The sequence below is a fragment of the Bradyrhizobium sp. Kon69 genome (assembly GCF_055807515.1).
Genome location: NZ_JBVVOS010000024.1, coordinates 1 through 22169 on the forward strand (window position 1 = coordinate 1; position 22169 = coordinate 22169).

General features: G+C 63.7%; 18 protein-coding genes. 12 read left to right on the forward strand and 6 right to left on the reverse strand.

Annotated features, from left to right (window positions below; all coding sequences use genetic code 11):
• The first annotated feature begins 242 nt into the window (after positions 1-242).
• From AC0L3U_RS28100 to AC0L3U_RS28115, 4 genes are read left to right on the forward strand one after another with little or no spacing between them, the layout of a single operon-like run.
• A complete protein-coding gene (locus AC0L3U_RS28100; RefSeq protein ID WP_027570575.1) occupies positions 243-569 on the forward strand; it encodes an ArsR/SmtB family transcription factor in 327 nt (108 codons plus the stop codon).
• Positions 566-997: an SRPBCC family protein gene (locus AC0L3U_RS28105; RefSeq protein ID WP_456768297.1), complete on the forward strand. Its 432-nt coding sequence runs from the start codon at positions 566-568 to the stop codon at positions 995-997. The genes AC0L3U_RS28100 and AC0L3U_RS28105 overlap by 4 nt, the downstream gene beginning before the upstream one ends.
• 44 nt (positions 998-1041) lie before the next feature.
• Positions 1042-1260: a hypothetical protein gene (locus AC0L3U_RS28110; protein WP_473364001.1), complete on the forward strand. Its 219-nt coding sequence runs from the start codon at positions 1042-1044 to the stop codon at positions 1258-1260.
• A 2-nt stretch (positions 1261-1262) separates the two neighbouring features.
• The gene (locus tag AC0L3U_RS28115; RefSeq protein ID WP_473364002.1) at positions 1263-1706 is read left to right on the forward strand and encodes a DUF1801 domain-containing protein; all 444 of its coding nucleotides are present in this window, start codon (positions 1263-1265) and stop codon (positions 1704-1706) included.
• A 217-nt stretch (positions 1707-1923) separates the two neighbouring features.
• Here AC0L3U_RS28115 and AC0L3U_RS28120 read toward each other — a convergent pair whose 3' ends face one another.
• The 4 genes from AC0L3U_RS28120 to AC0L3U_RS28135 all read right to left on the reverse strand — a co-directional run bounded on the left by AC0L3U_RS28120 (position 1924) and on the right by AC0L3U_RS28135 (position 7658).
• Positions 1924-3459: a SpoVR family protein gene (locus AC0L3U_RS28120; RefSeq protein WP_007613791.1), complete on the reverse strand. Its 1536-nt coding sequence runs from the start codon at positions 3457-3459 to the stop codon at positions 1924-1926.
• A complete protein-coding gene (locus tag AC0L3U_RS28125) occupies positions 3456-4733 on the reverse strand; it encodes a YeaH/YhbH family protein (RefSeq protein ID WP_473294067.1) in 1278 nt (425 codons plus the stop codon). The genes AC0L3U_RS28120 and AC0L3U_RS28125 overlap by 4 nt, the downstream gene beginning before the upstream one ends.
• 19 nt (positions 4734-4752) lie before the next feature.
• The gene (locus AC0L3U_RS28130) at positions 4753-6696 is read right to left on the reverse strand and encodes a PrkA family serine protein kinase (RefSeq protein WP_007595704.1); all 1944 of its coding nucleotides are present in this window, start codon (positions 6694-6696) and stop codon (positions 4753-4755) included.
• 299 nt (positions 6697-6995) lie between these two features.
• On the reverse strand, positions 6996-7658 hold the full coding sequence (locus tag AC0L3U_RS28135; RefSeq protein ID WP_473364003.1) for a hypothetical protein: 663 nt from the start codon (positions 7656-7658) through the stop codon (positions 6996-6998).
• A gap of 307 nt (positions 7659-7965) precedes the next feature.
• Here AC0L3U_RS28135 and AC0L3U_RS28140 point away from each other — a divergent pair, with 307 nt between their 5' ends.
• Genes AC0L3U_RS28140 through AC0L3U_RS28170 form a run of 7 tightly spaced genes read left to right on the forward strand, consistent with a single transcriptional unit; the run spans position 7966 to position 16188 of the window.
• Positions 7966-10815 (forward strand): bifunctional transaldolase/phosoglucose isomerase, encoded by a 2850-nt coding sequence (locus AC0L3U_RS28140; RefSeq protein ID WP_473364004.1) that lies wholly within the window; start codon positions 7966-7968, stop codon positions 10813-10815.
• Positions 10816-10828: 13 nt separating this feature from the next.
• Entirely contained in the window at positions 10829-11827 is a 999-nt protein-coding gene (gene gnd, locus AC0L3U_RS28145) for a phosphogluconate dehydrogenase (NAD(+)-dependent, decarboxylating) (RefSeq protein ID WP_473350228.1), read from the forward strand.
• Positions 11828-11865: 38 nt separating this feature from the next.
• Entirely contained in the window at positions 11866-13377 is a 1512-nt protein-coding gene (zwf, locus tag AC0L3U_RS28150) for a glucose-6-phosphate dehydrogenase (protein WP_473364005.1), read from the forward strand.
• A complete protein-coding gene (gene pgl / locus AC0L3U_RS28155) occupies positions 13374-14123 on the forward strand; it encodes a 6-phosphogluconolactonase (RefSeq protein WP_473364006.1) in 750 nt (249 codons plus the stop codon). Before zwf ends, pgl begins: the two co-directional genes overlap by 4 nt.
• Positions 14110-14640, forward strand: a complete 531-nt coding sequence (locus AC0L3U_RS28160; RefSeq protein WP_007595717.1) for a gluconokinase — start codon at positions 14110-14112, stop codon at positions 14638-14640. The genes pgl and AC0L3U_RS28160 overlap by 14 nt, the downstream gene beginning before the upstream one ends.
• Before the next feature lie 35 nt (positions 14641-14675).
• Positions 14676-15488 (forward strand): HAD family hydrolase, encoded by an 813-nt coding sequence (locus AC0L3U_RS28165; protein WP_473364007.1) that lies wholly within the window; start codon positions 14676-14678, stop codon positions 15486-15488.
• A 13-nt stretch (positions 15489-15501) separates the two neighbouring features.
• Positions 15502-16188 carry a phytanoyl-CoA dioxygenase family protein gene (locus tag AC0L3U_RS28170; protein WP_473364008.1) on the forward strand — a complete coding sequence of 229 codons (687 nt, stop codon included), beginning with the start codon at positions 15502-15504 and terminating at the stop codon, positions 16186-16188.
• 9 nt (positions 16189-16197) lie between these two features.
• Here the strand turns inward: AC0L3U_RS28170 and AC0L3U_RS28175 are convergent, their stop codons facing one another.
• Together AC0L3U_RS28175 and malQ are read right to left on the reverse strand one after the other, a co-directional pair.
• Positions 16198-18003 (reverse strand): glycoside hydrolase family 15 protein, encoded by a 1806-nt coding sequence (locus AC0L3U_RS28175; protein ID WP_473364009.1) that lies wholly within the window; start codon positions 18001-18003, stop codon positions 16198-16200.
• Positions 18004-18046: 43 nt separating this feature from the next.
• Positions 18047-20008, reverse strand: a complete 1962-nt coding sequence (malQ, locus tag AC0L3U_RS28180) for a 4-alpha-glucanotransferase (protein WP_473364010.1) — start codon at positions 20006-20008, stop codon at positions 18047-18049.
• Between the two features lie 204 nt (positions 20009-20212).
• On the opposite strand from malQ, the gene AC0L3U_RS28185 reads away from it, so the two are divergent.
• Positions 20213-22159, forward strand: coding sequence for a maltotransferase domain-containing protein (locus tag AC0L3U_RS28185; RefSeq protein WP_473364011.1), 1947 nt, complete (start codon positions 20213-20215; stop codon positions 22157-22159).
• Positions 22160-22169 lie beyond the last annotated feature (10 nt).

Sequence of the window (22169 nt, forward strand, 5' to 3'; positions counted from 1 at the left end):
CTCCAAAGGAATTTGCCGAGACCAAGACACACGCCACTCGATCAGCGAATTAGTGGACATGCACAATTGCGAGGAGCCCTCGCGACGAAGCAATCCAGAGTCCCTCCGCGGAAAGATTCTGGATTGCTTCGCTTCGCTCGCAATGACGGAAACGTGGGGCTGCCGCCGGGCGAGACAACCTCTTGACTTACCCATAATCCCACGGTTATGAATACACCCATAACTTACAGGTTATGGATTCCATGCCCGTCGCCGCTCACGACCTTCTGTTCAGGACGCTCGCCGACCCCACCCGTCGGGCGATCTTCGAGCGCTTGTGCCGCGAGGGCGAACAGACGGTCGGGGCCCTGACAGCACTGTCGGGCGTGTCCCAACCCGCAGTCTCAAAACATCTCGGCGCGCTGAAGCAGGCTGGCCTCGTGCGCGACCGGCATCAAGGGCGGCAGACGCATTACAGCGCCCAGCCCGGCGCGCTCAATCCGCTGATCGACTGGACCAGCCAGATGGCCGGATTCTGGCAGAACCGGCTCGACGCGCTCGACGATCTCCTGAAGAGGATGGACCAATGAACGAATCCGCGACCGAAACCCGATCTGTCGTCGTCGAGCGCGAATTTGCCTTTCCGGCAGAGCGGATCTGGCGCGCGCTGACGCAGCCCCATCTGATCGAGGAATGGCTGATGAAGAACGACTTCAAGCCGAGCGTGGGCCACCGCTTCAACCTTCGCGGCGAGTGGGGCGGCGTGCTGGACTGCGAGGTCCTCACCATCGAGCCGCAGAAGACGCTCGCCTACACCTGGAATTTCTCGCATGACGACGCGGCGTTCGATCTCAAGAGCGTCGTGACCTTCACGCTGACGCCCACGGGTGCAGGCACGCATCTGCGTGTCGAGCAAGCGGGCTTCAGCCCGACGCAGAAGCAGGCTTTCGGCGGCGCGCATGCCGGCTGGAAGCAGTTTTTCGCCAAGCTGGACGAACTGCTGGCCCGGGCAGATTAGCTCGGCCGCCGGCCTTCATTCGATCATCTCAAAAGGAGGTTTCATTGACCGGAAACATGTGGATTCGGCAGATCCATCGCTGGCTGTCGATCGCTTTCACGCTTGCCGTCATCGCCAACATCGTCGCCATGACCATGCAGCTCCAGGCCATCTGGATCGGCTTCCTCGCGCTGGTCCCACTGATCCCGTTGCTCGCGACCGGGCTCTATATGTTCGCGCAGCCCTATCTCGGCCGCGGCCGCGGCGCCCGACAAGAGGCGTGAACATGAAGAAGGCCGTGACCGCGAAAAACAGCAGCACGACGAAGACGGATGGCGCTACTCCATCCAGGATGATCGACGGCAGGATCAAGGAGCTCGGCGACTGGCGCGGCGAGATGCTCGGGCGAATCCGAGGCCTGATCAAGGAGGCCGACCCTGATGTCGTCGAGGAATGGAAGTGGCGCGGCGTTCCGGTGTGGGAGCACGACGGCATCATCTGCACCGGCGAGACCTACAAGGCCGTGGTGAAGCTGACGTTTGCCAAGGGCGCGGCGCTGGAGGATCCCGCGGGCCTGTTCAACTCGAGCCTCGACGGCAACGTGCGCCGCGCGATCGATATTCGCGAAGGCGACAAGATCAACGAGAAGGCGTTGAAGGCGCTGATCCGCGCGGCGGTGGAGCTGAATGCGTCGAAAGCCAAGAACAAGCCGGCGAAACGTTCCGGATAGAACAGTCGTCGCGGAGCCACGAACGCTTTCCTTCTCCCCTTGTGGGAGAAGGTGGCGCGAAGCGCCGGATGAGGGGTCTCTATCGACACGGGAAAATGTGGAGAGATACCCCTCACCCAAGTGAGCTTGTGTCTCCTGGCATCGCCGCCCTCTCCCACAAGGGGCGAGGGCACATCAACGCGCATCTCGACGTATTGCTCTGCACAGTCAGCCGCCGTCAGGCCACCGCCGAGATCGGGCGCGGGCTTACGACGTATTCGCGCAGCACCTTGTCGTTGGCGTCGACCTCGATCAGCGCGACGTCGTAGGTCCAGAGATCGGCCAGATGCTGGAGCACGCGCTTGGCGTCGGTCTCGTTGAGCTGCGCGCCCTTGATGACATGGTGATGCAGGATCAGCCGCCGGTCGCCGGAGAGATCGACGTCGACCACCTCGATATTCGCGTCGATGTAGCCGACATCGTGCTGCCGTGCCAGTTCGCGCCGGACCCGGCGGAAGCCGCGCTCGTCATGAATGGCGTCGACGCGAATGCCGGCGCGTTCCTCGGGATCGTCGTGCAGGTGGAACATGCGGAGGTGCCGCATCAGCTTCGGGCTCAGGAACTGGGCGATGAAGCTTTCATCGCGGTAGTTGGCCCAGACGTCGCGCAGCACACCCATCACGTCGTTCTTGCCGGCGATGTCCGGGAACCATTCGCGGTCCTCGTCTTCCGGCCTCGTGACGATGCGCTCGATGTCCTGCATCATGGCGAAGCCGAGCGCATAGGGGTTGAAGCCGGAAAAGCGCTGGTCGTCGAATTCGGGCTGGAACACGACGTTGGTGTGCGACTGCAGGAATTCGAGGAAATTGCCGTCGCTGATGCGGCCCTGCTGATGCAGCTTGGTCATGATGCGATAGTGGACGTAGGTCGCCGTCCCCTCGTTCATCACCTTGGTCTGGCTCTGCGGATAGAAATATTGCGCGATGTGGCGCACGATGCGCAACAGCTCGCGCTGCCAGGGCGCCAGCCGCGGCGCGCTCTTCTCGAGGAAATACAGCAGGTTCTCCTGCGGCAGGCCGAGCAGCTTGCGGCGCCGTTCGATGCTGAGCGCGGACCGGGTCTTGCTCTTTCCTGCCGGCACGGTGCGCCAGAGGTCGTTGAAGACCTCCTCCTCGTGCTGGCGGCGGCGCCCTGCCCGCTTCTCTTCGGCGCGCAGATCGAGCTTCTTCTTGCCGGGATAGCGGTCGATCCCGTGCGACATCAGCGCATGCGCGGCATCGAGGGTGCGCTCGACCTCGACGCGGCCGTAGCGATCCTCGCATTGCATGACGTAGTTCTTGGCGAAATCCAGATAGTCCAGGATGCCGTCGGCGTCGGTCCACTGCTTGAAGAGATAGTTGTTCTTGAAGAAGTGGTTGTGGCCGAAGGCGGCGTGCGCGATCACCAGGGTCTGCATCGTCGCCGTGTTCTCCTCCATCAGGTAGGAGATGCAGGGCGACGAGTTGATCACGATCTCATAGGCAAGACCCATGAGGCCCTTGCGGTATGAGGCCTCGTGATACGCGAAGTGCTTTCCGAACGACCAGTGCTTGTAGAACAGCGGCATGCCGACCGACGAATAGGCGTCCAGCATCTGCTCGGCGGTGATGACCTCGATCTGGTTCGGATAGACGTCGAGCCCGAGATCTTTCGTCGCCACCTCCTCGCAGGCATCCGTGATGCGCTGCAAGGTGTGAAAATCCCAATCGGCGCCTTCGAACAAGCGTTCCGTCATGGAGCGGCTTTCTCCTGGGCAGTGTCGCGGCGCTGAAACAGATCGTGGAACACCGGAAAAATCTCGCTGCGCTCGCTGACCTTGCGCATCGAGAGCGGTGCGCCGCTGTTGCGCAGGCGCTCGTAGAGGGTCCAGAGTGAGGAGTCGGACAGATCGAAGGCACTGCCGCCGGACTCGCCGACCTCGAGATAGGCGAAGAACTGGCAGACCGGCAGGATCTTGTCGGTCAGCAGCATGCCCGCGAGCTCGCCGTCGGAATAGGAATTGTCGCCGTCGGAGGCCTGCGCGGCGTAGATATTCCAGTCCGACGGGCTGAAGCGTTCGCGGACGATCTCGTGCATCGCCTGCAGCGCGCTGGAGACCAGCGTGCCGCCGGAAGCCGGGCCGTAGAAGAAGGTCTGCTCGTCGACCTCCTCGGCGCGATCGGTGTGGCGGATGAAGACGATGTCGACATGCTTGTAGCGGCGCTTCAGGAAGACGTAGAGCAGCATGTAGAAGCGCTTGGCGAGATCCTTCATGTGCTCGGACATCGAGCCCGACACGTCCATCAGGCAGAACATCACGGCCTGGGCAACGGGCTTGGGCACGGTCTCGAAGCGGCGGTAGCGGATGTCGATCGGATCGATGAAGGGAATGCGCTTGGACTTCGCCTTCAGTTTTTCGAGCTGGGCCAGCAGCAGCAGACGCTCGTCCTCGTCCGCGCATGCGGCGATGGCGGCTTCGAGCTCCTCGATCTCCTCCTTGCTGGGGCGCTTGAGCGCGATACGGCGCGCCATTGCGCGCCGAACCGTCCGGCTCACCGAGATGTTGGATGGCGAGCCCGACGTGGTGTAGCCGGCGCGCTGGATGCCCTCGCTCTCGGTCTGCGCGATCTTGCGCTTGGCGAGATCGGGAAGCTCGAGATCATCGAGGAAGAGATCGACGAATTCGTCGCGGCTGAGCACGAAGCGGAAGGCGTCCTCGCTGTCGCCTTCGCCCGGACCGGAATCCTTGGCGCTGCCCTGGCCGGAGCGCTGGAGGTAGTCGCCCTCGATGAACTTCTTGTTGCCGGGCAACACCATGTCGCGCGTTCCGCCGTCGCGGCGGAAACGCGGCTCGTGCATGCCGTCAAGCGGAATGGTGACCTCGCCACCCTCCAGGACGTCCTTGATGTCGCGTTCCTGCGAGGTCTTCTTGACGGCGCCCTGCACCAGGGATTTGGCCCGACGCAAGAACCGCTGCCGGTTCTCGAGACTCTTGCCGCCTGGATTCAGGCGCCTGTCAATAATGTGAATCGGCACTTTTCCATCCGCCTCAACCGGCCTGCTTCACGCGCATGTACCATTCGACGAGCCGGCGAACCTGACGCTCGGTGTAGCCGCGCTCCACCATGCGTGCGACGAACTCGCCGTGCTTCTTCTCCGTCTCGCCGTCCTTCTTCGACCCGAAGGAGATGACCGGAAGCAGGTCCTCGACCTGGGAGAATATCCGCTTTTCGATCACATCGCGAATCTTCTCGTAGGAGATCCAGGTCGGATTCTTACCGCCGTTCTGGGCGCGCGACCGTAACGAGAATTTGACCACCTCGTTGCGGAAATCCTTCGGGTTGGCGATGCCCGCCGGCTTCTCGATCTTGGTCAGCTCCTGGTTCAAGAGTTCGCGATCCAGCAGCTGGCCGGTGTCGGCGTCCTTGAAATCCTGGTCCTCGATCCAGGCATCGGCGTAGTCCACGTAGCGGTCGAACAGGTTCTGACCGTAATCCGAGTAGGATTCGAGATAAGCCTTCTGGATCTCGTTGCCGATGAACTCGGCATAACGCGGCGCCAGGTCGGCCTTGATGAATTCGAGGTAGCGCTTCTCGACTTCCTCGGGCAGCTGCTCGCGCTTGATCGATTGCTCGAGCGCGTACATCAGATGCACGGCGTCGGCGGCGACTTCCTGCGGATCGTGGTTGAAGGTCGCAGCCAGGATCTTGAAGGCAAAGCGGGTGGAAACACCGTCCATGCCCTCGTCGACGCCGGCGGCATCGCGATATTCCTGGACGCTGCGCGCCTTCGGATCGGTCTCCTTCAGGCTCTCGCCGTCGTAGACCCTCATCTTGGCGTAGGTCGTGGAATTTTCGTGCTTCCGCAGGCGCGACATCACCGAGAACCGCGCCAGCGTTTCCAGCGTCGCGGGCGCGCAAGGCGCGGCCGCGAGCTCGGAGCCCTGGATCAGCTTCTCGTAGATCTTCTGCTCTTCCGTGATCCGCAGGCAATAAGGCACCTTGATCACGCAGATGCGGTCGATGAAGGCCTCGTTGTTCTTGTTGGCCTTGAAGCTCGACCATTCGGCTTCGTTGGAGTGCGCGAGGATGACGCCGGTGAACGGAATAGCGCCGATGTTCTCGGTGCCGATGTAGTTGCCTTCCTGCGTCGCGGTGAGCAGCGGGTGCAGCATCTTGATCGGCGCCTTGAACATCTCGACGAACTCGAGCACGCCCTGGTTGGCGCGGTTGAGGCCGCCGGAATAGCTGTAGGCGTCGGGATCGTTCTGCGCATAGGTTTCGAGCTTGCGGATGTCGACCTTGCCGACCAGCGAGGAGATGTCCTGGTTGTTCTCGTCACCCGGCTCGGTCTTGGCGATTCCGATCTGGCGCAGCCGCGACGGCTGGATCTTTGCGACCCGAAACTGGGAAATGTCGCCGCCAAAGGCTTCCAGCCGCTTGTAGCACCACGGGCTCATCAGGCCGGTGAGACGGCGGCGCGGAATGCCGTATTTCTCTTCCAGCATCGGGCCGAGCTGATCCGGATCGAACAGGCTGAGCGGGCTTTCGAACACGGGCGAGAGCTCGTCGCCGGCCTTGAGCACGTAGATCGGGTGCACTTCCATCAGCGACTTGAGCCGCTCGGCGAGCGAGGACTTGCCGCCGCCGACCGGACCGAGCAGATACAGGATCTGCTTGCGCTCTTCGAGGCCCTGCGCCGCGTGACGGAAGAAACCGACGATGCGCTCGATGGTTTCTTCCATGCCGTAGAAGCCAGCGAAGGCCGGATAGGTGCGGATCGTGCGGTTCAAAAAAATACGGCCAAGGCGTGGGTCCTTGGCCGTGTCAATCGTCTGGGGCTCACCGATCGCTGCTAGCAGTCGTTCGGCCGCGTTCGCGTATTTCATGGGATCGCTTCGACACGATTCCAGATATTCCGCCATCGACATGTCGTGTTGGCTTCTCGCCTCGAACGACTTAGCGAAAGCGTTGAATAGAGAATCGTTGTACATGATCCCTCTCCGCGTGAGTTCCGCTACACAATTGAACGAAAGCAGCGACCGGACCGTTCCTTAGCGCCACTCTCGAATCAGCGTGAGCACATGACGATCATTCGACACCCGGGCGCCTTCTCGGCGCAACGCACAACGTAGGCACAGGGTGAGTTACGAACAGGCACCTGCCTGATATTTGAGCGAATCTTTGTCTATATTGGCTCATTTCCAGAAAATGTCACTCGCTCGCAACATCCGGGCGTTACCGGGGATGCGTTCATCCGGCGCCCCATCATAGCGATCTGCGAACGGCGATCTTATGACGCTTGTACGGCGAAGCCTTGGGTGCCGCGTTCATCTTCCTGCTGCAATGCGGTGGGTGGACCGCCGGCGGCGTGACAGTCGCGGCAAGCGCGCAGCAGTGTATCAAAATCGGTCGCCAGGCCCTCCGACCGGATGACGATGCGGTCGTTCTGCCGATCGTCCTGCGCACAACGGGCCAAGCCGCGGATGGTGCAGAGCTGCCGCTGCAAGGCCGGCGTCGGCGTCAGCACGATCACCTTGCGCCCGCGGCGTTCTTCAGCCGAAATCTCCGCGATCGAGTCCCACAGCAGAAATTCATTGCCGATGCGGAGATCGCGGATGCCATAGGGGGTGACGATCACCACCGATCCCCGTTCGGCGGGGAGCATCCAGATCAGCCGACCGGTCATCAGGGCGAACACCACCACGCCAGCAGAGCCGACCGTCGTGTCGTAATCGCCAAAAGCATCCCACCAGCCCAAGGCGAGTGTCGCGCTGAGCAGCGTCGTGGCGAAGCCCGCTACGACCAGCAGCCGGGTTTGGGTCGTACATGGACCGATTTCGAGATCGTGGGACGCATCGACGCTTCCGGTCGACGGGGCCGATTGGGGACTGTCTGTGACAGCGAGCGCCAGACGGTCATGATGTGCTTGCATGCTTTCCCCCAGCATGGCCATTCGCGACCGAGCCACGACGCATCAGGCGGACCGGAATCCGCTGATGAGTACTCCGCGCAGCCACGAGCGACGAGCCGAGGCAGCTGACGTTACGCAACGAGGCCAGGCCGTTTTCTCACGGCCAACGACCTTTTACGCAACTCGGCTCCCTCTACGCGGATCGCCATGACCGCGACGGAGTTACACTGGAGGATATGACGCCCATACCCTTGATTGGTTCCCTCAAGGATGCATGTAAGCTAGAGGATAGCGCGTCAGGACCGGCGCGGAAACCCCTCGCCCGCAGGCTTGGAGATAAATTAGCATCATGAATCCCGTCAAAGAACTGGAAAAGCACGGACAAGCCGTCTGGCTGGACTTCCTGGCCCGCGGCTTCATCGCCAAGGGCGACCTGAAGCGGCTGATCGACACCGACGGCGTCAAGGGCGTCACCTCCAACCCCTCGATCTTCGAGAAAGCGATCGGCAGCTCGGACGAATACGACGCGCCGATCGGCAAGGCGTTGAAGCGCGGCGATCGGTCGGTCGCCGACCTGTTCGAGGCCGTCGCGGTCGAGGACATCCAGAACGCCGCCGACGTGCTGCGCCCGGTCTACGACCGCCTCAAGGGCGGCGACGGCTATGTCAGCCTGGAAGTCTCGCCCTATCTGGCGATGGACACCGGTGAAACGGTCACCGAGGCGCGGCGGCTCTGGAAGGACGTCAACCGCAAGAATCTGATGGTGAAGGTGCCGGCGACGCCGGAGGGCCTGCCGGCGATCGAGACCCTGATCGGCGACGGCATCAGCATCAACATCACGCTGCTGTTCTCCAGGGACGTCTATCTGCAGGTTGCCGAGGCCTATCTCGCCGGTCTGGAGACATACGTCGCAGGTGGCGGCGACCCCTCGCACGTGGCGAGCGTGGCGAGCTTTTTCGTCAGCCGCATCGACTCGGTGGTCGACAAGCAGCTCGACGAGAAGATCGCCCGCGCCAACGACCCGAGCGAGAAGGAACGGCTCGCCGCGCTGAAGGGCAAGGTCGCGATCGCCAATGCGAAGGTCGCCTACCAGGATTACAAGCGCCTGTTCTCTGGTCCCCGCTGGGACAAGCTCGCCGCCAAGGGCGCCAAGCCGCAACGCATGCTGTGGGCCTCGACCGGCACCAAGAACAAGGATTACAGCGACGTCCTCTATGTCGAGGAATTGATCGGTCCCGACACCATCAACACCGTGCCGCCGGCGACACTGGATGCGTTCCGCGACCATGGCACGCCGCGCGACAGCCTGGAAGAGAATGTCGACGACGCCAGGCGCGTGCTGGAAGAGCTGGAGCGCTCCGGCGTCTCGCTCGATGCCATCACCGAGGAGCTCGTCAAGGATGGCGTCAAGCAATTTGCCGACGCCGCCGACAAGCTCTATGGCGCGGTCGCCCACAAGCGCGCCACCGTGCTTGGGCCCGCGATCGACCGCCAGCTTCTCTCGCTCGGCGACGGTCTCGGCAAGGCCGTGGCCAAGAGCACCGAGGAATGGCGCGCGTCGGCAAAGATCCGCCGGCTGTGGCAGCGCGACAAATCGGTCTGGACCGGCACCGACGAGGACAAATGGCTCGGCTGGCTCGACAGCGCCGCCAAGGCCGACGTCGCCGACTATGAGGACTATGCCAGCCGCGTGAAAGGCCAGAAATTCTCCGACGCCGTCGTGCTCGGCATGGGCGGATCAAGCCTCGGGCCGGAGGTGCTGGCCGAGACCTTCGGCAAGAAGCCCGGGTTCCCGAAGCTCCACGTGCTGGATTCCACCGATCCGGCACAGGTGCGGGCGATGGAGGCCAGGATCGACATCGCCAACACCGTGTTCATCGTCTCCAGCAAGTCCGGCGGCACCACCGAACCGAATGCGATGAAGGATTATTTCCACGAGCGCGTCGCGCAGGCGGTCGGGCCGAAGGTCAAGACCGGCCACCGCTTCATTGCGGTCACCGATCCCGGGTCGTCGCTGGAGAAGGCGGCGAAGACGCTGAACTACGCGCGCATCTTCCACGGCGAGCCCTCCATCGGCGGACGCTACTCGGTGCTCTCGCCGTTCGGGCTGGTGCCGGCGGCAACCGCGGGCATCGATATCAAGACCTTCATCAAGCACGCGCTTGCGATGGCCCGCTCCTGCGGACCGGACGTGCCGCCAAGTGAGAACCCCGGCGTGCAGCTCGGCCTTGCCATGGGCCATGCAGCGCTCGAAGGCCGCGACAAGGTGACGATCCTGTCGTCGAAGAAGATCGCCGATTTCGGCGCCTGGGCCGAGCAGCTCATCGCGGAATCGACCGGCAAGAACGGCAAGGGCCTGATCCCGATCGACGGCGAGCCGCTGGGCGAGCCCGCGGTCTATGGCAATGACCGGCTCTTCATCGACATCCGTATCGAGGGTGAGGCGGATGCCGCCCATGACTCGCAGCTTGCTGCGATCGAAGCGGCCGGCCATCCCGTCGTGCGCATCGTGATGAAGTCGATCGACCATCTCGGCCAGGAGTTCTTCCGCTTCGAGATGGCAACGGCGGTGGCGGGCAGCATCCTCGGCATCAACCCGTTCGACCAGCCGGACGTGGAAGCGGCCAAGATCAAGACCCGGGAGCTCACCGCCTCGTTCGAAAAGACCGGCGCGCTGCCGGCCGAACGGCCGGTGGTCAGCACCACCGAGGCCGATCTCTACACCGACGAGACCAATGCCGTGGCCCTGCGCGCCGCCGGCGCCAACGGCGACTTCACCTCATGGCTGAAGGCGCATCTGTCGCGCTCCAAACATGGCGATTATGTCGCCCTGCTCGGCTACATCGCCCGCGACAAGGCGACGATCGACGCACTCCAGACCATGCGGCTCGAAGTGCGCGAGAAGCGACATGTCGCAACCTGCGCCGAGTTCGGACCGCGTTTCCTGCACTCAACCGGGCAGGCCTACAAGGGCGGGCCCGACAGCGGCGTGTTCCTCCAGATCACCGCCGACGATGCCAGGGACTTGCCGGTGCCGGGCCAGAAGGCCAGCTTCGGCGTCATCAAGGCCGCGCAGGCGCGCGGCGACTTCGACGTGCTTACCGAGCGCGGCCGGCGCGCGCTGCGCGTCCACCTGAAGGGTGGGCTCAAGAAGGGTCTCGCGGCGCTCAATGCGGCGCTCAATGACGCACTGAACTAAGGGAATTCCTCAAATGCAACTCGGCATGATCGGCCTCGGCCGGATGGGCGGCAACATCGTTCGCCGCCTGATGCGCCACGGACATTCGACGGTGGTGTACGACAAGGATGCCAAGGCCGTCGCGGGCCTTGCCGCAGACGGCGCTGTCGGCTCGGCGACGCTCGAAGAGTTCATTGCGAAACTGGAGCGGCCGCGCACGGCTTGGGTGATGCTGCCGGCCGGCCACATCACCGAGACCACGATCGACACGATCGCGGGCGTGATGCAGGAAGGCGACGTCATCATCGACGGCGGCAACACGTTCTGGCAGGACGACGTCCGCCGCGGCAAGGCGCTGAAGAAGCGCGGCATCCACTATGTCGACGTCGGCACCTCCGGCGGCGTCTGGGGCCTCGACCGCGGCTATTGCATGATGATCGGCGGCGAGAAACAGGTGGTCGATCGGCTCGATCCGATCTTCGCCGCGCTCGCGCCCGGCGCCGGCGACATTCCGCGCACGGAGGGACGTGAGGGCCGCGATCCCCGCATCGAGCAGGGCTACATCCATGCCGGCCCCGTCGGCGCCGGGCATTTCGTCAAGATGATCCACAACGGCATCGAATACGGCCTGATGCAGGCCTACGCCGAAGGTTTTGATATTCTCAAGAACGCCAACATCGAGGCCTTGCCGGCGGATCATCGTTACGATTTCGATCTCGCCGATATTGCCGAAGTGTGGCGCCGCGGCTCCGTGATTCCGTCCTGGCTGCTCGATCTCACTTCGACGGCGCTCGCCGACAGCCCGGCGTTGACGGAATATTCCGGTTTCGTCGAGGATTCCGGCGAAGGACGCTGGACCGTGAACGCCGCAATCGACGAGGCCGTGCCGGCCGAAGTCCTGACCGCGGCGCTGTTCGCACGTTTCCGTTCCCGCAAGGAACACACCTTCGCGGAGAAAATTCTCTCAGCGATGCGAGCCGGCTTCGGCGGCCACAAGGAGCCGAAGCAGCCGGCTGCTTCGAAGCCCAAATAGCTCGGAAGTAAAACGTAACAAGCGAAGGCCAATAGTTCGTGACAAAAGACCCGCAAGCCAAGCGCAAGCCGGAAAATTGCGCCTTCGTCATCTTTGGTGTCACCGGCGACCTCACCCATCGGCTGGTGATGCCATCGCTCTACAATCTTGCGGCCGAGCATCTGTTACCGGAAAAGTTTTGCGTGGTCGGCGTCGCCCGCCGGAGCCAGTCGGACGACGAGCTGCGCGACAGCCTGTTGAAGGGCTTGCGCCAGTTCGCGACCCGTCCGGTGGACGACGACATTGCCAGGAAGCTGCTGGAATGCGTGACCTTCGTCGAAGCCGACGCAAAGGATCCGCCATCCTTTGATCGCCTGCGCGAGCATCTGGATTCCCTGGAATGCGCGCAGGACACCGGCGGCAACCGGCTGTTCTACCTCGCGACCCCGCCGGCTGCGTTCGCGCCGACCGCGCGCGAGCTCGGCCGCACCGGCATGATGAAGGAGAACGGCGCCTGGCGGCGGCTGGTGATCGAAAAGCCGTTCGGCACCGACCTCGCCTCGGCGCGCGCGCTGAATGGCGAGCTGCTGAAGATCATGGACGAGCACCAGATCTACCGGATCGATCACTATCTCGGCAAGGAGACGGTGCAGAACATCCTGGTGCTGCGCTTTGCCAACGGCATGTTCGAGCCGATCTGGAATCGCAACCATATCGACCACATCCAGATCACGGTGGAGGAAAAGCTCGGCGTCGGCCATCGCGGCGGCTTCTACGATGCCACCGGCGCGCTGCGCGACATGGTGCCGAACCATCTATTTCAGCTGATGTCGCTGGTCGCGATGGAGCCGCCGGCGCGTTTCGACGCCCATTCGGTGCGCTCCGAGAAGGCCGAGATTCTGACCTCGATTCAGCGCCCGAGCGAAGAAGAAGCGCTGAAGAGCTCGGTGCGCGCCCAATATCTGTCGGGGCAAATCGGCGACGATGAGATCCCGGACTATCGCAAGACCGAGGACGTCAAACCCGGCAGCACCACCGAGACCTATGTCGCGCTGAAGCTGATGATCGACAATTGGCGCTGGGCCGGCGTGCCGTTCTACTTGCGCACCGGCAAGGCGCTCGGCCACAAGCGCACCGAGGTCGCGATCAAGTTCAAGCAGGCACCGTTGTCGATGTTCTCAGGCACCGCTGTCGATCGCCTCTCCCAGAACTTCCTGACGATCGGCATCGCGCCGACCGAGACCATCGAGCTCCAGTTCAACGCCAAGATCCCGGGGCCGAGCGTCACCATCGACGGCGTCGAGATGAAGTTCCGCTATGGCGACTATTTCCGGGCCGATCCCTCGACCGGCTACGAGACGCTGATCTACGACTGCATGATCGGCGACAACATCCTGTTCCAGCGCGCCGACGGCATCGAAGCCGGATGGGAGGCGGTGCAGCCGTTCCTGGACGCCTGGAAGAACGCGGGCAGCAACGGCATCGAGACCTATCAAGCCGGCAGCGACGGCCCCGCCTGCGCCGATGAATTGCTCCGCCGCGACGGCCGAAGCTGGCGCAAGTTTTCGTGACGGCAGCCGGACAGCCGAAGCTCATCGTCGCGGCCGACGCCGAGGCTCTCGCGCGGGCCGCGGCCGAGCGGGTGATGGCGCGAATCGCCGACAATCCCGGGCGCATCGCGATCTGCCTGACCGGCGGCTCCAGCCCGAAGAAGCTCTACCAGCTGCTGGGCAGCGAGGCCTGGCGCGAAAAAATCCCGTGGGAGCGCGTGCACTGGTTCATCGGTGACGAGCGCTTCGTGCCCGAAAGCGACCCCCTCAACAATATGGCGGTTGCCCGCGCGACCTTTCTCGATCGCAACGCGCCCTCCGGCCATGTTCACCCGATCCCGACGACGGCTGACACCCCCGATCAGAGCGCCGAGGCCTATGCGCGCGAGCTGCAGGCTTTCTATGGCGCGGAAAGCCTGGATCCGGCGCGGCCGCTGTTCGACATAGTCTTGATGGGCGCAGGTCCCGACGGCCACACCGCGTCGCTCTTCCCGGGTTACCCCGCGATCGAGGAGACCGAGCGCTGGGTGGTCGGCGTCCTCAAGGCCAATGTTGCCCCCTTCGTGCCACGGGTCTCGCTCACCCTGCCCGCGCTGGCGTCCTGCCGCGAAATGCTGTTCGAGATAGCGGGGCACGACAAGCAGCCGATCTTGACGCGCCTGCTCAATGGCGAGACTCTGCCGGCTGTACGCGCGCGCTCGAATGGCGAGACCGTCTGGCTGGTCGACCAAGCCGCGCTTCCGGGGGGAATTCGTGACGGGCGTTGAAGCACCTTGTGCATTGATCGTGATGGGCGTGTCGGGCTCGGGCAAGAGCACGGTTGCAAAAGCGCTGGGCGAGCGGCTGGGCTGGCGATTCGAGGACGGCGACAGCTTTCATCCCGCCAGCAATGTCGAGAAGATGCGGGCCGGCCATCCCCTCACCGACGAGGACCGCTGGCCCTGGCTCAACGCCATCGCCGACGAGATCGCGCGGGTCTGTGACAAGGGCGAGCACGTGATCATCGCCTGCTCGGCGCTGAAGCATACTTATCGGGACGTGCTGCTGCGCGGACGCGACGACGTCCGCTTCGTCTTCCTCAGGGGCACGAAGGAGCTGATCGCCGCACGCCTGGCGCAACGCAAGGGGCACTTCATGCCGCCCGGCCTGCTGACGAGCCAGTTCAACACGCTGGAGCCGCCGGAGGCTGGCGAGCACGTGATCACCGTCTCGATCGACGAATCCGTGGAAGCGATCGTGGACGGCGCGGTGCGGCAGTTGAAACTGGGCGGCGCGAAACGCTGAGGCCAAACACCCAAGAAAACATCCAAGGGACCGCCATGACAAAAATCTCGCTCGTCGTCTCCGACGTCGACGGTACGCTGCTGACCAAGGACAAGACGCTGACCGACCGCGCGAGGTCCGCGGTGCAGCGTCTGCACCAGGCCGGCATCGGTTTCACGATTACGTCGAGCCGCCCCGCGATCGGCATGCGCTTCCTGATCGAGCCGCTGGCGCTCTGGCTGCCGGTCGGCCCGTTCAACGGCTCCTCGATCGTCGACCCCGAGATGAATCCGGTCGAGCAGCATCTCATCCCCGCCGGCGCGGCCGAGCGAAGCTTGCAAATTCTCCGGGACTTCGGCGCCGACATCTGGCTGTTCACCACCGACAAATGGCTGATCGACAAGCCTGATGGCCAATACGTCGCTCACGAGCAGCACACCATCCGCTCCGATCCCACCATCGTGACGGACTTTTCACCGTATCTCGCCAGCGCCTGCAAGATCGTTGGCGCCAGCGCCGATGCGGCTGGCCTCGAGCGTTGCGAGAAGGCGATGCAGCAGGCACTCGGCAGCGAGGCGATGGCAGTGCGTTCGCAAACCTATTACCTCGACATCACCCCGCCCGGCTTCGACAAGGGCACATTCGTGCAAGCCATGGCCAGGCGCCTCGGCATCTCAACGGACGCGGTCGCCACCATCGGCGACATGCAGAACGACCTCGCCATGTTCCGCGTCAGCGGCACCTCGATCGCCATGGGCAACGCCGCCGACAGTGTCAAGGAGCAGGCGACCCACGTCACCGCGTCCAACGAGCAGGACGGTTTTGCGGAGGCGATGGAGATGATCTTGAAGCGGAACGAGGTGGGCTAAGCGATCGACTGTGGTGCGCAACTTGGGACTCGAACAGCTAACTTTTTTCGAGGATGGCGCGCAGCTATTCCGGCAAGCGCTGGCCTCCGATCAATTGCACCAGCTTGAGAAAATCCTGTCTCATTTGCCGCCCGATCACGCCGGGCTGAGGCTGAGAGGCGTCGAAGGTCTCGCAGCTTTCCTTGCCGCGAGCGGACCTGTCGGAAATTGCGCCGCATCAGTGCTCGGAGCAGCCTGTCGTCCGGTCAGAGCCATCCTGTTCAACAAGACCGCCGCGACGAATTGGGCGCTCGGTTGGCACCAGGACCGCACCATCGCCGTGAAGGAACGCATCGCCGTTGACGGCTTCGAGACCTGGAGCGTCAAGAGTGGTATGCAGCATGTCGAGCCGCCCTTTGCGCTGCTGTCGGACATGGTGACGTTGCGGGTTCATATCGATACAATCCCCGACACCAACGCACCGCTGTTGATTGCGCCCGGGTCGCACAAGCTTGGACGGATTGCCGAGCAGGACGTGAAGGACGTCGTGCGGCATTGTGGCACGGTCGCCTGCCTGGCCAATGCTGGCGACATCTGGCTCTATGCGACACCCATTCTCCATGCATCGGACGCGGCCATCACTCCGATGCAACGCCGCGTGCTTCAGGTGGATTTTACAACAGGCGAGCTCCCAGCCGGCCTGGAATGGCTCGGAGTCTAGGGGCAAGAGTCACTGCTTCGACCGCTGCATCGCCGGCTTCTCGCTGCCCTGCCTTGCCGCCGACAAGTTATGCGCGGTGTTGACCAGCGCGATATGCGTCAGCGCCTGCGGGAAATTGCCGGTCTGACGCTTGGCGCCTGAATCATATTCCTCGGCCAGCAGCCCGACATCATTGGCGATACCGACCACGCGATCGAACAGGATCTGCGCCTTGTCGAGATCGCCCGACAGCACATGGGCATCGGCCAGCCACAGAGTGCAGGCGAGGAAGGCGCCCTCGATCGGCTGCTTCTCCTCGGACACTTCGCGCGGATCGTGCCGCAACACAAAGCCGTCAGGCATCATGTGCTTTTCCATCGCCGCGATGGTGCCGCGAATGCGCGGATCCGACGCTTCCAGGAAGCCGACGGCCGGCAGCAGCAGCACGCTGGCATCGAGCAGTTTCGAGCCGTAGGACTCGACGAAGGCATTCTCCTCCGCGTCGAAGCCCCTGTTGCAGACGTCGCGATGAATGGCCTCGCGCAACGTGCGCCAGTGCAGCAGCGGCGCCTTGAAGCCGAAGGTCTCGGCGCTCTTGATGCCGCGGTCGAAGGCGACCCAGGTCATCACCTTGGAGAAGACATAGTGCTTCGGCTCTCCGCGCCGCTCCCAGATGCCATGATCGGGCTGGTCCCAGACTTCGGCGAGATGCTTGAGCACGGCGCATTCCAGCGCCCAGGTCGTCTCGTCGTCGAGCTTGAGCTTGGCCATCCGCGATTGGTGGAAGGCGTCGATCAGTTCGCCGTAGACGTCGAGCTGGAGCTGCGCATGCGCGGCATTGCCGACGCGCACCGGCTGCGCGCCTTCGTAGCCATCGAGCCAACCGGCTTCCCATTCCAGCAGCCGCCGCTGCCCCCAGATGCCGTACATGATCTGCATGTTCGACGGTGAGCCTGCCGCCGCACGCAACAGCCAATTGTGCCAGGCCAGGGCTTCCTCGGTATAGCCCGAGTTCATCAGCGCCAGCAGCGTGAAGGTGGCGTCACGCAGCCAGCAGAAGCGGTAGTCCCAATTCCTGGCGCCGCCGAGCTTCTCCGGCAACGAGGTGGTCGGCGCCGCGACGATGCCGCCGGTCGGACCGAAGGTCAGCGCCTTGAGCGTGATCAGCGAGCGCACGATCAGGTCGCGGTAGTCGCCATCGCGATGACAGTGGCTGCACCAGTCCTGCCAGAATTTTTCCGTCTCCTGGAGCGCGAACTCCGGGTCGATCGGCGGGGGCGGCTCGAGATGCGAGGGGCCGTAGGTCAGCACGAACGGCACGGTCTCGCCGGCCTTCACTTCGAAATCGGAAACCGTGGTCAGATCCTCACCGCGGGTCTGCGCCGGCGTCCGCAGCACGGTCATGTCCTGCCCGGCGACCGCCAGCAGGGAATGGTCGATCCGCCGCACCCACGGGATGTCGACGCCGAAGCCGAAGCGGATGACGAGCTCCATCCGCATCTTGACCGTGCCGCTGACACCGCGGACCAGCCGCACGATGTCGGAGGCCTTGCCGCGCGGCGGCATGAAGTCGATCAGCGCGACGGTGCCGCTCTTCGTCTCGAAGCGCGTTTCGAGAATGAGGGTGTCGCCGAGATAGCGGCGCGACGTCGCGGTGACGTCCTCGCCCGGCGCAATCAGCCAGCGGCCGTTCTTGTGTGTGCCGAGAAGCGCGGCAAAGCAGGCATCGGAATCGAAGGCCGGCCAGCACAGCCAGTCGATCGAGCCGTTGCGGCCGACCAGCGCCGCGGTCTCGCAGTCGCCGATCAGCGCATAGTCCTCAATTTTCTGAGACAATGGCGTACGAGCCTTGAAAACGGCAGCCTCGGAGCCCCGGCGATCAACGCCCGCCGGGCAATGAGCGTTCCCGTGTCGCGGCCTTCAAAGCCGCGAGATCGACTTTCGAGGCGATCTTGTCGAGCGTCACAGGCAGGCGCTGACGCCAGTTCGGATGCTCGTCGATCGTGCCGGGAATGTTGGGCTGGTCGATCACGCCGAGCAGATCCTCCAGCGACACCGCAAGCAGCCGCGACGGCGTGCGCGACAGGAAGGCGAGCACCGAATAGACATCATTGGCACGGATGCCGTTGGCACGCAGGATCTCGTCGAGCAGGCCGAGCGCATCCCAGCGGGCCTGATCGTTCTCGCCGGGATCGAGCCCGAGCGAGCGCTTCATCTTGAGATCGCTGAATGAGCGCCAGCCGGCATAGGTCGACAAATCATGGGTGTTCAGCGTCACCAGCGCGTTGGGCCGGTAGTGATCGACGGGCCGGAAGTGACCGGCATCGTCGCGCTCGAACATCATGACGAGGTAGGACCAGATGCCGAAATCCTGCATGGTCTCGCGAAATCCTTCCGGCACCGTGCCGAGGTCTTCGCCGATCACGATGCACTTATGGGCCGCGCTCTCGCGCGCCACGGTCGCCAGCAGCGCCTCGAACGGCATCTGCACATAGGCGCCGTTGTCGGGTTTGAAGCCGCGCGGCACCAGATACAGCCGCTTCAAGCCCAGCACGTGATCGAGACGGATGGCCCCTGAATGGCGCATCGAAGCCGCGAGCATGTCGGCGAACGGCACGAAAGATTGCGCCTCCAGGCCACCGGCATTGAAGCCGGCAAGACCCCAATCCTGGCCGATGGTGTTGAGCACGTCCGGCGGCGCGCCGACCGCGAGATGACGGGAGATCGCCCCCTGCTCGTTCCAGGCATCGAAGCCGTTCGACTGCACGCCGACAGCAACGTCGAGATAAAGCCCGACCCGCATGCCGAGCTGGCCGGCCAGCTCCTTGGCGGCATGCAATTGACTATCGGCGGTCCATTGCACGAATTCGACGAACTCGACCTCGTGCTTGTCGGGCCCGCTGCGCAGCTCGGCGCATTTCGCCTCGTCCGGCTTTTGCCATTCCATCGGCCATTCCCACCACGGCGCCGCGAAGCGATGGCGTAGCACCTCGAAGCAGGCAAAGCGGGACAACAGCGGCGCGCGAGCCGCGCGGAAGGCGTCGAACTGGTTACGGCGGACGCCGCTCGCGGTTTTCACGAAGCTCTCGAAGGCGGCGCGCAAGCCGAGCCATTTCAAGGCCGCCATGTCCGGATAGGGCACACGATCGCCGTCGCGGAGCCGCGCCGCGGTTGCGGCCGCGTCGGGGACGAGATCGGGGGAAAATTCCGGGATCGCCTCGACGTCGATATAGAGCGGATTGAGAAACAGCCGGCTGTTCGGCGAATAGGGGCTGCAATCGGCCGGATGGTCGTCGAACAAAACATGCAGGGGATTGAGCCCGACGCCGTCGGCCCCCAACTGCTTGGCGAGCCGGACGAGACCGGCGAGGTCGGTGAAATCGCCGATGCCCCAATTGCGCTCCGAGCGGACGCTGTAGAGCTGCACGGCAAGCAGCCAGCCCCGGTCGAAATCGCCGCCGAAGGCCCGCTCCGGCGCCACGATCATCGGCACCTCTTCCGTCACACCTTCGGCATCGGTCAGCGTCAGGCGGTGATAGCCGAGCGGTAGGCCGGCGGGCCAGGCAATCACGGGCTCGCGCGTCTCACCTTGCGCGATCAAATTGCCGTTGCCGGTCATCTTCCATTTGAGCGGCGTCGCACCGATCGTCACCAATTCGGTGCGCGGCTGTCCCAAGGCGCGGACCACCACGGGCCCGCTGACGAAGCGGTAAACCCGCTTTTCCGGCAGGGCGTCGAGGATGGATTTGAGGGCCACGGGATCGGTGACCCGCAGCTTTCCAAGGGCATCGACGAATTCAGATTGAACGCCCTTGATCCGGGCTTGAGCTAAAAGATCCATTCGGCACGCAGCTTGCAAGCCATTCTCTGGCCGGGGGAATTGATTTTAACGAGGTCGCGGAAGAGGTTAGTCAGGGTTAACTCGCAAACCGCACCTGCCGTTCCCAACGGAACCAATGACACACAAGCGGCTTTCTATAGTGGTATCAAGCGTAGGTTCCCGGCAAGGGAAACGGGCTCCTGCTTTCTTGTCAATGGCATCACCGTGAACAAGACAATTCAAACTGTCGAGAGTGCCGCAGCCGGCAGCACTTTCCTCATCGAGGACGTCTATCCCCTGATCGACGGCGGGCGCTTCCCCGTGAAGCGGATCGCGCGCGAACCGGTCGAGGTCTGGGCCGACATCTACCGGGACGGCGACGCCGTGATCGGCGCAGCGCTGATCTGGCGACAGGAGCAGGACCGCGAATGGCAGAGCGAGCCGATGATCCCTCACGGCAATGACCGCTGGTCCGGCGCGTTCACACCCGTCGAGCCCGGCAAATATGTCTATGCGATCGAAGCCTGGACCGACGAATTCGCCACCTGGTCGCACGCGGTCGCGCGCAAGCAACGCTCCGGTGCCGACGTCACGCTCGACGCGATCGAGGGCGCCGGCCTTCTGACCAAGGCGCATGGCGCGCAGCAGGACGCCGCCGCCGTCATCGTCAGGCAATGCGAGGACTATCTTCAGACCGGCGACGTTGCCCCGCTGCTGGCAACCGAGCTCGGCGCCGCCATGGCCGAGAGCCAGTCGCGGCCTGATCTCACGCGCTCGGCACTATTCCCGCTGTTCGTCGACCGCGACAAGGCACGCTTCGGCGCCTGGTATCAGATGATGCCGCGCAGCCAGAGCGTGGTGCCAGGACAGCATGGCACGCTCCGCGACTGCATCGCGCGCGTGCCCGACATCGCCGCGATGGGCTTTGACGTGCTCTACTTCACGCCGATCCATCCCATTGGCCGTAGCCGGCGCAAGGGCCGCAACAACACGCCGGTGGCGGGCGACGGCGATCCCGGCTCGCCTTATGCGATCGGCGCCATTGAAGGCGGGCACGACGCGCTGCATCCCGAACTCGGCACGATCGAGGATTTTCGCGCGCTGGTCGCGACCTGCCTGGAATATGGTCTCGAGCTCGCGCTCGACTTCGCCGTGCAATGCTCGCCGGACCACCCGTGGCTGACGCAGCATCCGGAATGGTTCAAATGGCGCCCGGATCGCTCGGTGCGGACGGCTGACGGGCCCTATTCCGATATCGTCATCCCCGATTTCACGTCCGTCGACCGGGCTGGACTGTGGAATGCGTTTCGCGACGCCATGCTGTTCTGGATCGACCACGGCGTCACCATCTTCGCCATCGACAATCACGATACCGCGCCGCTCGCCTTCTGGGAGTGGCTGATCCGTGACATCCGTCGCCGGCATCCCGAGGTGATCCTGTTCTCCAAGACGTTTGCGCGCCCGAAGCTGATGAAGGGCCTCGCCAAGCTCGGCTTTGCACAATCCTTCAGTTATTTCCCCTGGCGCACGGCGAAGTGGGAGCTGGAGCAATATCTCGGCGAGCTGACGCGCTATCCCGAACGTGATTTCTATCGGCCGAACCTGTTCGTGAACACGCCCGACCTGCTGCCCTATCATCTCCAGGGCGGCGAGACCTGGGCGTTCAAATCGCGCGTCGCGCTGGCGGCGACGCTGTCCGGTAATTACGGCGTCTATAGCGGGTTCGAGTTGCTGGAGCACGACGCGGTCCCCGGCCGCGAGGAATATCTCGACTCCGAGAAATACCAGATCAAGCAGCGCGACTGGAACAAGCCCGTCCATATCAAGACCTACATCGCGGAGCTCAATCGCATCCGCAAGGAGAATGCTGCGCTTCAGCAGACGGCGAACCTGCGCTTCCTCGGCATCGAAGACGGCGAGACGATCGCTTTCGTCAAGGAAGCGACCGACCCGGCCAATGTCGTCGTGGCCGTGGTTGCGCTCTCGCGCCACGTGCGCGAATTCTGGTTGCCGCTCGGCGACGTCACGGTTGACGACGGCGGGCAGCGACACCATGTGTCGGCACTCGAAAACCTCCTCACCGGCGAACAAGCCCGCATCGAATGGGGCGGGATCAAATTGCGTATCGATCCCGAGCGCGATCCGGCGCTGCTGTTCCGCTGCCTGGCGTAAGGGCGCACGC